The following is a 12,560-nucleotide window of genomic DNA, read 5'->3' on the forward strand; positions in this document are numbered from 1 at the left end:
ACAACATGGAATTGCAGCTGATAGAAGTATATATTCCCAACAATCGGTTCGATCAATTTTTAATCGAAATACAAGATTTTGATTTTATTGAGAAGTGGCATACACCTGTATCGGAGACACAACAGCTCGTTAAAATCTTAATTGAAAAGAAAAACACGGAGAAAATTCTTGATTTCCTCGAGATGAATGATCGGGGAGAGCAAGAAATCCGCGCGTTACTTTATAATATTTCAACATATATTCCTCGAATGGAGCAGGACGAAGAAGAGGAAAAAGATCAAGACCCGGAAGAGAAGGAAAATGAAATCACCAGGGCAAGCAGGCATGAATTATATAATGTCGTGCAATCCTCTAGTAAAGCCAGTGTCAATTTTATTTGGATGCTTCTCTTATCAGCTGTCGTGGCTACTGCAGGTATTGTGAAGGACAGCGCAGCTATCGTTATCGGAGCTATGGTAATTGCCCCATTAATCGGTCCTTTTACCGCACTTTCCTTTGCTGCTATTCTAGGTGATTATCACTTAATGAAGCGCTCTGCTCTCACTTCACTGTTCGGTCTTGCTATTCCTATTACCATTGCCATCATATTTGGCTTTCTCTTTCCGCTACCGTTACATAGTGATGAATTTCTTGCTCGGACAAATATCGAATTCATGGACATTGTTGTGGCACTCGCCGCAGGTACTGCTGGGGCTTTGTCCTTTGCGAAACGTGTATCCGAGGCATTGGTTGGGGTGATGGTATCCGTTGCTTTACTTCCACCTGCAGTCGTGCTAGGCATGATGATCGGTGACTTCTCCTGGGAAGCAGCCCTTACCCCGTTTCTTTTACTAATGGTCAATATTAGTGCCATTCTTTTTTCTGCAATTGTGGTCTTTTGGACAATAGGAATCGAACCAAACAAATGGCAAAAAATCCAAGTCGCCAACACATCCAAAACATATGCACTTATCGCCGTCAGTTTGGTCATTATTATTTTAGCCGTGATGATATATGTCATTAAGTTTTAGAATGAATGGAGTATAGACCGAATGATGATTTTGGGATTTATTAAATACAAATATCAAAGCGGTCTGTGGAGGCGTATAAGAGACGAATTACATCCATTCGTTCACTTCGGTCTTCTAGGAAGCGTGTTATGATCGAATAAAGACTCCTTTCGATCATTATGGCCTTTATAGAAAAGCATTATGATCGAATAGAGTCCCTATTCAAGACAACCATAAATAGTGTTCCGAGCGATAAAGAATTGCGGTCTGTCGTGAACAAGAGATCAGCTTCATTCACATTTCCAAAGCTAATGCTCCGTGATTATGATGATCACGCAGCAATAAAATCGAATGAAATCGAATCTTAAATAAAAATTCTTTTTTTCGCATGTTATAAAGAGACTCGAAGTATAAAAGGGCATCACGTGCTTTTTCTTCCCAACCCTCACTAATAAAAAACAGTAAATTTCTAATAATATTTGCACAAATCCTGCATACATTTTATAATATGAATATGTGTTCATATATAACTTTTAAGGAGGTAGCTTATGGCACATGATCATGACCATGGACACAGCCATGGCCACGGACATCATCATCACCATACCAATAACAAAAAGGCACTATTCATCAGCTTTATACTTATTACTGCTTTTATGATTCTGGAAGTAGTCGGTGGACTCTTGACGAACAGTTTAGCGCTTTTATCTGATGCTGGTCACATGCTTAGCGATGCATTTGCAATGGGATTAAGCTTATTCGCGTTTAAATTGAGTGAAAAAGCAGCTAATAATCAGAAAACATTTGGTTACAAACGATTCGAGATTTTAGCTGCATTTATTAATGGGGTTACACTGCTGGTTATATCGATTTATATTTTTTATGAGGCCTATCATCGTTTTCTAGAGCCACCGAATGTAAGTCCGATGATGCTCTGGATTGCTGTTACCGGGCTTGTTGTAAATATAATTGTTGCTTTTATTTTAATGTATAGTGGTGATACCGAGGGGAACTTGAATATGCGCAGTGCATTCCTGCATGTGTTAGGCGATCTATTAGGTTCTGTCGGTGCGATTGTAGCAGGGATCTTAATCATGTTCTTTGATTGGAATCTGGCGGACCCGATTGCAAGTATTGTTGTTGCCTTGTTAATTTTAGTGAGTGGCTATCGTGTTACACGTGATTCATTTCATATTTTAATGGAAGGAACGCCTGATAACTTGTCCTATCAGGAGATCGAAAACGAACTCGTCCAACTGAACGGAGTCATTAATATTCATGATTTACACGTCTGGACGATCACATCTGATTTCCCATCGTTAACCTGCCATATTGTAGTAGAAGAGGATACAGACCGGGATTTGTTATTGAAAAAGGCATCCACCGTGTTACATGATCAATTTGGCATACATCATACGACGATTCAGGTCGAAGGTGCCGGTTCAGAATTAGAAAAAGAGGAAGATTGCTGTAATTAGTCTGGAGGGGAAAAACATGACGGATGAAACATATCAGTCATTAGATGAAGAAACGCTCTTTTTAGTGTCACAAACTTTTAAAGCATTAGCTGACCCAACAAGAATCAAAATTCTTCACTTACTATTTGAAGGCGAATTATCGGTTTCCAATATTGCAGAGAAACTCGATTTAAACCAGTCCAATGTGTCACATCAATTACGGTTCCTAAAAAACTTACGACTCGTAAAATACCGAAGAGACGGGAAGACGATTTATTATTCACAAGATGATGAACACGTCATGCGGATTCTGCAACAATCAATCGATCACGCGACACATCATTAATAAGAACAACCGCCAACTATCTTAATGCAGGAAATTTAGAATAGCGCAAGCGCCCGTTTAGAAACGTAGCGACTGGACTGCATCAACTGGGATAAAGGAATCACGGTGAGCTTGCGAACCGATGATGACTTATCGTAGAGCGATGCAGGAAGTCGCCTAGTTTCTGGGTGCTTGCGCTGGACATGGCTGTTCATGTTAGAAAGCGGTACGAAACCTTAAAATTTTATACTTTCTTACCTGCTGAAGAAAAACCGGGAAAGTCCACCCGGTCCTAACTAACATAAATAGTATACAACTACCTATAATATGGATTATGTTAACTAGCATTGCGATCATTTTGATATAATATATGTGCTGGGATATCGCTTCGGCCAACCACTTCGCGTCCTGCGGGGCACGGCTGAAGCTAACTTTGTGAAGAAAAATCGTTTCACAAAGTGGATCTTCAGCGCCTGCCTGTCCCGCGGGAGTCTACGTGGTTGGCCTACGCTGATGTATAGCTCCACAATTCATGCAACAGCTAGGATATGGAGCGCTATCTGCGAGATTTACATCTTAGTTTGATGAAATACAATGCCTAGCACGACTGCTTTTAGCTGTTACATACGTTGTAGCACTTTCCTCAAGCGTAGGAAATAGGCGGAGACTCCCGTGGGATCAGCGCGAGCTGAAGATCCAATTAGGAAAGAAAAGAATTTTCTTTCCTAATTTAGCTGAAGCCGTGCCCACAGGACGCGGAGCCTATTTCCGGAGCTTTGCTGAGCAGATAAATTATATCAAAATGACCATTCTGCAATACAGCCTTTGTTTACATAATCCATAATATGGGAAGTTGTTTATTAATTAAGTCAATTAGGGCCATGCGGGTTATGCTTGATATTTCTTATTTCTAAAGAAATCTAAAATGTTAGCAGAAACAGTGAGACTTGAGCACATGGATAGTTGACAAATCGCAGTATAGGTAGTTTACCTATCCGTATCTGCTCTTATTGATACGTATGTAAAAAATCAGTCACTTGGTTGATCCAGTGTTGATCTGGTTTAGCGTGTATGGTGTGCCAGCCTATTGCTTTTGCTGGCTCAAGATTTTCTTGCTTGTTATCAACAAATAATACGGTCTTATCTGAAGGTAACTGAGCCATACAATGATGATAGATTGTTTTATCGGGTTTTGCTGCTCCGACCAATGATGAAATGGTAATAGTATGTAAGATTGGTCTGATAGGATCTAATAAAGATAGAAGCCATTCGGAACGATGGTTGCTTAATATATGAAGATCAGCTAGCCTGCTCCATTCATTAAGGTGATTCATACCTTCTAAAGTATATAAACTATTAGCTAATGCTTCCTTTAAAGAATCGACCTCAATCGTTGGAAACGTTTTATAGAGCCAGTTCCAAAATTCATGCTCTTCGATATGTCCCTGCCAAAGCTTTTCTCTAATGTCTTGACGATATTTTTGTCTTACTGCTTCATAAGGTACTTGTGCCTGTTTTACTAATTCCGACCAGAAATGATCCAAATCAGTTGCGAGTACCCCACCGACATCTAATACAAGTTGTATATTTTTCATGATAGCTTGTCTCCTTCATTTAGCGAATATGTTCTATCATAGCATGGATACAATCGTAATTTAAAAATGGTGTCCGTGTAAAGAAACAGCAGTTAAGAAGTGCCTTAAACTTTACACGGAATAGCAAGTTCTATTAAGGCAGTCTTTCCGTTTGTTGCATGCTAAGATAACTGCGATTATAAGAACAAACATAATTGACTGGGAGGTGCTAGATAAACTTTCGGATCATCTTCTATTACGTAATTAGTTTTCAATGCTGTGATAATTTCTTTCAAGTGAGTTCTTGTATGCTTATGACAAAAAGAGATGTGCTCTAATTTTTTATCGATTTTTTTAATCCATTCTTTAATATGACAGATGGCATATTTTTGTATTAATTGTGGATCATTTTGTTTTTTATTTAATAATTTACAATAAATATTCATTCGATAGTTATAGGAGAGATCAACGTTATAGCATTGTTTCATTAATAATAATATATTTTCTTCCATATTCTCTTTTTTTCGGACTGCTAAATCATACGTTATCAGTGTGTCGTGAAAAAATTGCAGAAAGGAATATAAGAACTCAGAGTGATTTTTATTTATATCGTCTATGAGTTTTTCGATGTCCTGGTAATTATCATTCAATTTATTCATTCCTTTCCTTTACATTATATATACGAGCAGGCACGTGTGGCGATAAAAAACGATGAGTAGATCAGTTATTAAAAGAAAATCATTCTATATTAATAATCATCGCATGGATCATTATCTCTGCAATCATCACAACCACATTGGTGAACCTCTTTACAGTCATGTTTCTTGTGGTGGTCATCACAACAGTCGTCACATTTACAATGACTTGACTCATTGAGTATGAGTACGTCGTCTAATTTCATTTCTAATAATATTTGGGACCGAGTAATGGATTTCATGGTTTGATGGATGCTTTTATTAATTTGTAAATATTCATGCATGTGACAAGGTTTGGTCTTTAAGAAAAATTGAAGTTTTTCACCCTCTGCATTCAAAATATGTGATAATGACATTTCCTCCATTGCGATAGAAGCTAAAATTAAATCGATCGCTTCGCATCTGTCAAAGGTTACGTCAGGAGTGATATTGGGGATGTTCGGCATTGACATTTGTATTTGTCCTCCTTCTGTTTTTGCATTTTCCAAAAATATTACTTTCAATATGCAATATATGCACCCAGATATAATGGGTGTCAAAACGCCCAATAACAATTAATAAATGAACAGTTAAGAGTAAAAATGAATATCAGATTTGTCCCATTAATACAATGATATAGTTAGTCGTTAACATCGAATAAAGCTTAAAAGGTGTTAGTCATTAAATGTTTCACAGGAGGAGCGAAACGAAATGCCTACAAGTTTTTATCAGGCGATTCCGGAAATTATGGATCATATAATCATTGACGCACCTAAGTCTATACTTGATATTGGTGTTGGCTTTGGTAAGTATGGTGTTTTGCTAAGGGAGCAATTAGATATTCCGAAGCATCGTTACAGTAAAGAGAGTTGGAAACTAAAGCTAGAAGGAATAGAAGGCTATAAAGAATACCGTAATCCAATTCATGATTATGTATACGATAAAGTACATTACGGCGAAATCAGTGAAGTGATAGATACTTTAGAAAGTTATGACACCGTTATATTAATAGATGTGTTGGAACATTTCGAAAAAAAAGAAGGATTAAAGATTATTCAGCAAATACTGGAGCATACCAATAAATCACTCATCATTTCTACTCCTCTGTATCCAGAACCTCAAGGCAGTTACCTTAACAATTCTCTTGAGACACACAAAAGTAAATGGAATTTGATCGATTTAACAGCTTTTGATTTTAATCATAAGCTAGTGAAAATAGGTGAAAATGGTGCGCAAATTTTTAAGATATATCCAACCCCTTCAAAGGAGCAAGCAATCAGTCTGCCCAAAGAAACAAATTCATCAAAACAACTGATGAAAATCGGGTTTATTTTGCCCCATTTTAAATTAACAGGTGGGGTAAAGTCGTTATTGCAGCAAATGGAACAACTGAAGAAAAAGGGCCATCAAGTTTATCTTTTCTACAAAGGCGAAGCAGGAGATGGTTTAACGCCTGACTGGTACGACATCGAAGTAGATGGCAAGGTTTATATCCCTCCTGATAAATTAATTTCAGATCACTTGGATATCTGTGACATTGTGGTACTGGGATGGATATCTCAGGTTCCTGAATTATTGGATTATGAAGGGAATCTGTTGTACTTGGAGCAAGGTCACGAATGGTTGTTTGGTGATATACCGAGTTTGTTCCAGGCGTTTTATATTAGACTAAAGATGAAAAGCATCTATACATCAGGTATACCAATTATTAGTATATCGAAATTTATTGCGTCGGTACTGGAGGTTAAATTTCAAATCAAAAGCGATGTCATACCAATCGGCGTTGATACCAAATTTTATTATCCAACCAGAGATAAAAACAATGCATCACCTGTTATATTGCTGGTTGGAAATCCGGAACTGCCATTTAAAGGCTTTGATACAGCGATTAGAACATTGAACGAAATATATCGACAAGGTTATTCTTTTCACGTGAAATGGGTATGTCAATCAGAGCCAAATATCGATAAAGTGAATTTTCCTTTAGAGACGATTGTATTACCTGATCAGAAAAGCCTAAGTGATTATTATCGCCAATCCGATTTGTTTTTATTTACTTCATTATACGAAGGGTTTGGCCTGCCACCATTAGAAGCAATGGCTTCAGGTATACCTGTTGTGATGACGAAATGTGGCGGTGTAGAAGAGTATGCGACCGAAGATAACTGTATCCAAGTAGAAGTAGGGGATATTGATGGAATGGTGGATGCAGTAGCATTATTGCTTGATGATCCATCCAGAAGAGACCAACTAGGGAAACGGGCAAGAGAAACGGCTTTGAAAATGGACTATCAACATACCATTCAGCTATTGGAATCTTACATGCGCAAAATGGTCAATCAAAAGTGAAAAGCGTAAGTGAGACAGAAAGGAGCTTGGTTTGATGAAGGAAAAACGAACGTTGTCTCTTTGCATGATTGTGAAGGACGAAGAGGTCCATTTAGGAAGATGTTTGGATAGTGTAAAGAAACATGTAGATGAAATGATTATCGTTGATACTGGATCAAATGACAATACTATGGAGATTGCTAAGTCTTATGGAGCGAAAGTATATCGCCATCAATGGACAGATGACTTTAGCGAAGCTCGAAATTATGGAATAGAAAAAGCGACAGGAGATTGGATTCTCTGGATGGATGCTGATGAGGTGGTGGATGAAGAAGAAGGACATCAATTGAGGGAAGTACTCTCATTGGATCAAGAGCAGCTTGCAAGCATTACATTAATTAATTATATTGGTGAAGAACCTCCAAGTGAACAAAGAGCTTATATACTGCAGCAGCACCGTTTGTTTCGTACGGATATTGGCTTGCGTTTTGTCGGAAGTATCCATGAGCAACTAAATGTGAAAGATGTACTGAGTGACAGCATTGAATTAAAACAGTTGCCTGTCACGATCTATCATTATGGTTATCTTGACAGCTATACTTCAGAGAAAAATAAAAATGAACGTAATCTTAACATGTTGGAAAAAGAAAAAGAAAAATCGGAATACAGCCCATGGATAGACTACCATATTGCGAGTGAATATTATCGCATGGGAGAATACGAAGAAGCATTTGATGCTGTAAATGAGTCGTTATATCAGTTTATAGAGGCCGGTCAACTTCCACCATCTCTGTTGTATAAATTAAAGTATGAAACAATGCTGATGACCGGAAGTTATGATGGTGCTTATCCTTCAATTGATAAAGCCATCATGCTGTACGAAGATTATGTTGATCTTCATTTTTATAAAGGGGTTATTCTTTTCCAAATGGATATGTTCAATGAAGCATTAACAACATTTAAGCATTGCCTGGAATTAGGTGAAGAGAATACTCATCATTTAATTTTAAAAGGTGTGGGAAGTTTCCACGCTTGGTACTGGATTGGTCAATGCTATGAAAATCTGGATATGCCATTTGATGCAGCTTCTAGCTATCAACAATGTCTTAGTCAAGACCCTGAACATAAAGAAGCAACAGAAGCACTTCAATTACTCGAACAACAACAACCAGAGTTAACCGCCAGTCGGTCAAATGGCGATATTACGATAAGTTTATGTATGATTGTAAAAGACGAAGAAGAAAGTATTGAACGAGTCTTACAATCTGTTCATGATATTGTGGATGAGATAAATATCGTGGATACAGGCTCTGCAGATAACACCAAACGAATCGTCAAAAAATTCAATGCTAATATATATGACTACGAATGGCATGATCATTTTGCAGATGCTCGTAATTTTGCTTTTAGTAAAGCAACGAAAGAATACATTTTATGGCTTGATGCAGATGATGTTCTGTTAGAAAAAGACCGCGGACTCTTTAAACAATTAAAAAAAACACTGCCACGAGATATTGATACCGTGACAATGCCATATCACCTAGCTTTTGACGATGCAGGTAATGTAACTTCTTCTTTGCGAAGGAACAGGCTGGTTAAAAGTTCTCGTCAGTTTCAATGGATGGGGGCAGTGCATGAATACTTGGCGGTAAGTGGTAAGAGTTACCATAGTGATGTAGCGATTACACATCGGAAAAATAAAGCCTATACAGATAGAAATTTAAAGATTTACCGTAAAATGCAAGAAAATGGGGAGGAGTTTTCTCCTCGAGAACGTTACTATTTTGCTAATGAACTCCGAGACCATGGGTTGAATGAGGAAGCAATTGAAAATTATAAGGAATTTTTAGAAGGAAAAAAAGGCTGGATTGAGGATAATATTCAGGCATGCTTAAAATTAGCGGACTGTTATGGGAAATTAGAGATAAATGATGAACAATATCTTTCCTTGTTCAAAACCTTTCAATTTGACCAACCTAGAGCGGATATATGTTGTGAAATCGGCCGACTTAAAATCAATGAAAAGTTATATCACCAAGCTATCTATTGGTTTAAACAGGCACTCGCTTTACCGGATCCACCGAACAGGATGTCGATGAGTAATCCGGCCAATTGGACGTGGGTACCTCATCTTCAGTTGTGTGTTTGTTATGATCATATCGGAATGCCGGAAAAGGCTTACGAGCATAACGAATTGGCTAAATCGTATAATCCTACTCATTCCAGTATATTATTTAATGAGAAATATTTTAATAATGCATATGCAGACTGGTTTAAGCCAAAAGAATAATAATCCTCTAAGCTTTCATCCATATATGTGATGGAGGCTTTTTATTTTTGGAATTTATTGGGTATACATAGAATTAAACGATTTCATTAGTTTAGACGATGTTTTTATAAATCCGCATATGAACAAGCAACAATTGATAACATGCATAAAGTATTATGTATTCTAATATAGAAAGGGGTTTATAAATGTCTCAATCTAATATTCCAAATATTACACCAGAAATAACACTGACGCGAGATGATGCGATTAATTTATTACTTTCTTCTATCGCTTTTGAAGAACTAGGTTTAAGTCATATTATTAATGCTGAAGGAGAAAAGTTGCAATATGCACTTGGAACTTTACCAGGTGTTACTTCAACAGCAACCATTAGCGATTTGCTAGCAATGAATGAGAGTGTTCGTGATACTCTTGGTGCCATAACGAAGAAAGAATTCTTATTAGATAGTAAATTAGACAATATTCTATCAACGCCTATTTCGGTTGGTCCAACCGGTCCAACTGGCCCAACCGGACCAGCAGGAGGACCGACTGGCCCAACCGGCCCAACCGGTCCAGCGGGTCCAGCAGGTCCAGCAGGCCCAACCGGTCCAGCAGGCCCAACCGGTCCAGCAGGTCCAGCAGGTCCAGCAGGCCCAACCGGTCCAGCGGGTCCAACCGGTCCAGCAGGGGCAACAGGTCCAACAGGTCCAGCAGGAGCGACCGGCCCGACTGGCCCAACCGGTCCAACAGGAGAAATTGTTACGGACCAAGGATTCTCTGCATTTGCTAGTCCTTTATCCGTTGCAGCATCAACCCAAATTGATGATTGGACAGTGACTTCACCTTATTATACAGATCCGAACTTTGATCCTGTTACAGGTATTTACACGGTTCCGGCAACTGGTAGATACTCACTTTCTGCTACAATTAATTATGAAACTGCTGCAGCACTATCTGTAAGCCTTGGTGCAGGTGTAGATCCATCATTCAGCATTCAACGAATCAATACGGCAACAGATTTAATTACCGGATTGTTCCCAGTTTTAAATGTTAACGTAGCGTTAGTCTTAACATTAAGGGCAATTTTAGGTAATGGTACTGTTACTTTAACGGGAGACGTTGAACTAAACGCAGGCGATACGCTTGGATTGTTCTATAACGCAGACGGATTAACTGTGTCATTAGATTTAGGTGGCACAGGTGAAGGAATTGTCTGGTCAGTTCATCGATTAGCTTAATATTTCTAAAGCCGGCTATACAGAGTAGTCGGCTCTATTATTATAAAACTGGTATAATTGAATAAATAAAAAGCTTCCCACCCTAGGATAAGATAGGAAGCTTTTTAGACGATCAAATATAATGTTTCTAGTTTTTTTTACAATATATTTGATGATTAGTAAATAGAGAACAAGTTAATCGTTTTCTGAATCTAATAAATCTAGTATATTCTCTAATTTATTCTCTAGAATCCATTCTTTTTTGGTTAATGTCTTAATAGTATCATTAACGCTATTGTTCATATTAAGCACATCACTTATTGTTGCTAATGGTGGGGTTACACCAGGTAATGTTCCAAGTACATATTGGAGTTTTTCGCCTTCCGCATTAAGAATATGAGCAAGACCTAATTCTTCTAAAGCAATCGAAGCTAGTAATAGATTAATGACATCTGCACGATCAATCGTAATATCTGGAGTAATATTTGGTATGTTGGATTGTGACATATACCATCTTCCTTTCTGTTCAGTATTTTCAACACAATTTATAGTATGAATTTATTTAGAATTTGACTTTGAATTTTATAAAGAAAAAAATTTTGATGAAGTAACCCAAACTAGAACAAAATGATTTGTAATGGATTGGACTTTTTTAATCAGCTTAAGCATTGTGTTTCTGGAAAGGAATAGAGCGAATTGGTATTTAAAAACAGACTAGAAAATATGTTGTCGAAAACATTTTACTTCCTTCTGTAATTCCGTTAAAATGAGCACTATAGACGAAAGAGGCACTTGTTGCTAGAAATGGGGCGTTACACGTGAAGAAGATTGCTTGGATTACAGACAGCTCATGTGGACTATCAAAGGAATTCGCGGAAAAGAATCACATATATATTGTTCCTTTGAATGTAATTATTGATGGAAAAACATACAAAGAAGATGTCGATATAACGAAAGATGAATTTTATGCGTTAATGAAACAACATGGCGACAATGCAAAAACAAGTCAGCCGGCATATGGTGATTTTGTTACATTGTATGAAAAATTAAAAACAGAATATGATTTTGGAATTGCACTTCATGCATCGAGTCAGTTGACAGGTACGTATCAAAGTTCCGCATCAGCTTCAGAAATGGTTGGGTTTCCAGTTGAAGTTATTGACTCCAAGATCGGCGATTATGCATTAGGAAGAATGATTGAACGCGGCCTTCAAATGGTGCAAGATGGAATGGGAATAAATGAAGTGATAAAGCAGCTTCGTACTTTTCCTGAACGTGCCCAAATGTATCTCATGCCGCAAAACTTTGAACAATTACGCAGAAGCGGCAGGGTAAGTAGAGCACAATCGCTTTTTGCTTCATTGTTAAATATTCACGTCATCCTAGGATTTGACGACGGAAAAGTGGTCGTGAAAGACAAAGTAAGAATCAAAAAGCGTGCTAAACAAAAAATGTTTCATTTCCTGGATGAGGCAATGGATAAATATCAGCTGAAAGAACTGTGTATCCAGCATGCAGGTGTTTTAGATACTGCTTTGGAGTGGAAAGAAGAAATTCAAAAGAAACATCAGGCGGTCAAGGTAAAGATTCAAACACTTGTACCAGTAGCTGGTGTACACTCGGGACACGGTACGTTATGTTTCTCTTATCTTAGAGACTAATCCGAAGTCAGAAAATTGTTCTTAGGCAATTTTCTGACTTTTTTCTTTAAAATGATGATGCCT

General features: G+C 37.7%; 11 protein-coding genes. 7 read left to right on the forward strand and 4 right to left on the reverse strand.

Going from position 1 to position 12,560, the window contains the following annotated elements:
• Positions 1-5: 5 nt before the first annotated feature.
• The 3 genes from MUN88_RS11710 (at position 6) to MUN88_RS11720 (ending at position 2,792) form a co-directional block, all read left to right on the forward strand.
• Positions 6-1,010, forward strand: coding sequence for a TIGR00341 family protein (locus MUN88_RS11710; RefSeq protein WP_244715212.1), 1,005 nt, complete (start codon positions 6-8; stop codon positions 1,008-1,010).
• A gap of 527 nt (positions 1,011-1,537) precedes the next feature.
• A complete protein-coding gene (locus tag MUN88_RS11715; RefSeq protein ID WP_244715214.1) occupies positions 1,538-2,467 on the forward strand; it encodes a cation diffusion facilitator family transporter in 930 nt (309 codons plus the stop codon).
• A 16-nt stretch (positions 2,468-2,483) separates the two neighbouring features.
• Entirely contained in the window at positions 2,484-2,792 is a 309-nt protein-coding gene (locus MUN88_RS11720; protein WP_244715216.1) for an ArsR/SmtB family transcription factor, read from the forward strand.
• A gap of 986 nt (positions 2,793-3,778) precedes the next feature.
• Here the strand turns inward: MUN88_RS11720 and MUN88_RS11725 are convergent.
• The 3 genes from MUN88_RS11725 to MUN88_RS11735 all read right to left on the reverse strand — a co-directional run bounded on the left by MUN88_RS11725 (position 3,779) and on the right by MUN88_RS11735 (position 5,492).
• Positions 3,779-4,366 carry an HAD family hydrolase gene (locus MUN88_RS11725; RefSeq protein ID WP_244715218.1) on the reverse strand — a complete coding sequence of 196 codons (588 nt, stop codon included), beginning with the start codon at positions 4,364-4,366 and terminating at the stop codon, positions 3,779-3,781.
• A 176-nt stretch (positions 4,367-4,542) separates the two neighbouring features.
• The gene (locus tag MUN88_RS11730) at positions 4,543-5,004 is read right to left on the reverse strand and encodes a hypothetical protein (RefSeq protein WP_244715220.1); all 462 of its coding nucleotides are present in this window, start codon (positions 5,002-5,004) and stop codon (positions 4,543-4,545) included.
• Between the two features lie 89 nt (positions 5,005-5,093).
• Positions 5,094-5,492, reverse strand: coding sequence for an alpha-helical endospore appendage domain-containing protein (locus tag MUN88_RS11735; protein WP_244715222.1), 399 nt, complete (start codon positions 5,490-5,492; stop codon positions 5,094-5,096).
• A gap of 238 nt (positions 5,493-5,730) precedes the next feature.
• Between MUN88_RS11735 and MUN88_RS11740 the strand changes: the two genes are divergently transcribed.
• The 3 genes from MUN88_RS11740 to MUN88_RS11750 all read left to right on the forward strand — a co-directional run bounded on the left by MUN88_RS11740 (position 5,731) and on the right by MUN88_RS11750 (position 10,857).
• Positions 5,731-7,368: a glycosyltransferase gene (locus MUN88_RS11740; RefSeq protein WP_244715224.1), complete on the forward strand. Its 1,638-nt coding sequence runs from the start codon at positions 5,731-5,733 to the stop codon at positions 7,366-7,368.
• Between the two features lie 34 nt (positions 7,369-7,402).
• A complete protein-coding gene (locus MUN88_RS11745; RefSeq protein ID WP_244715226.1) occupies positions 7,403-9,637 on the forward strand; it encodes a glycosyltransferase in 2,235 nt (744 codons plus the stop codon).
• A gap of 185 nt (positions 9,638-9,822) precedes the next feature.
• Positions 9,823-10,857, forward strand: coding sequence for an alpha-helical endospore appendage domain-containing protein (locus MUN88_RS11750; RefSeq protein WP_244715228.1), 1,035 nt, complete (start codon positions 9,823-9,825; stop codon positions 10,855-10,857).
• Positions 10,858-11,031: 174 nt separating this feature from the next.
• Here MUN88_RS11750 and MUN88_RS11755 read toward each other — a convergent pair whose 3' ends face one another.
• On the reverse strand, positions 11,032-11,343 hold the full coding sequence (locus MUN88_RS11755) for an alpha-helical endospore appendage domain-containing protein (protein WP_244715230.1): 312 nt from the start codon (positions 11,341-11,343) through the stop codon (positions 11,032-11,034).
• Positions 11,344-11,654: 311 nt separating this feature from the next.
• Here MUN88_RS11755 and MUN88_RS11760 point away from each other — a divergent pair, with 311 nt between their 5' ends.
• Complete coding sequence (locus MUN88_RS11760; protein ID WP_244715232.1) at positions 11,655-12,497, forward strand: DegV family protein; 843 nt, start codon at positions 11,655-11,657, stop codon at positions 12,495-12,497.
• The last annotated feature ends 63 nt before the right edge of the window (positions 12,498-12,560 follow it).

The sequence above is a fragment of the Gracilibacillus caseinilyticus genome (assembly GCF_022919115.1).
GTDB classification, from domain to species: Bacteria; Bacillota; Bacilli; order Bacillales; family Amphibacillaceae; genus Gracilibacillus; species Gracilibacillus caseinilyticus.

Coding starts and splice junctions, on each gene's coding strand:
- MUN88_RS11710 (WP_244715212.1), top strand. CDS start 6: ATGGAATTGCAGCTGATAGAAGTATATATTCCCAACAATCGGTTCGAT.
- MUN88_RS11715 (WP_244715214.1), top strand. CDS start 1,538: ATGGCACATGATCATGACCATGGACACAGCCATGGCCACGGACATCAT.
- MUN88_RS11720 (WP_244715216.1), top strand. CDS start 2,484: ATGACGGATGAAACATATCAGTCATTAGATGAAGAAACGCTCTTTTTA.
- MUN88_RS11725 (WP_244715218.1), bottom strand. CDS start 4,366: ATGAAAAATATACAACTTGTATTAGATGTCGGTGGGGTACTCGCAACT.
- MUN88_RS11730 (WP_244715220.1), bottom strand. CDS start 5,004: ATGAATAAATTGAATGATAATTACCAGGACATCGAAAAACTCATAGAC.
- MUN88_RS11735 (WP_244715222.1), bottom strand. CDS start 5,492: ATGTCAATGCCGAACATCCCCAATATCACTCCTGACGTAACCTTTGAC.
- MUN88_RS11740 (WP_244715224.1), top strand. CDS start 5,731: ATGCCTACAAGTTTTTATCAGGCGATTCCGGAAATTATGGATCATATA.
- MUN88_RS11745 (WP_244715226.1), top strand. CDS start 7,403: ATGAAGGAAAAACGAACGTTGTCTCTTTGCATGATTGTGAAGGACGAA.
- MUN88_RS11750 (WP_244715228.1), top strand. CDS start 9,823: ATGTCTCAATCTAATATTCCAAATATTACACCAGAAATAACACTGACG.
- MUN88_RS11755 (WP_244715230.1), bottom strand. CDS start 11,343: ATGTCACAATCCAACATACCAAATATTACTCCAGATATTACGATTGAT.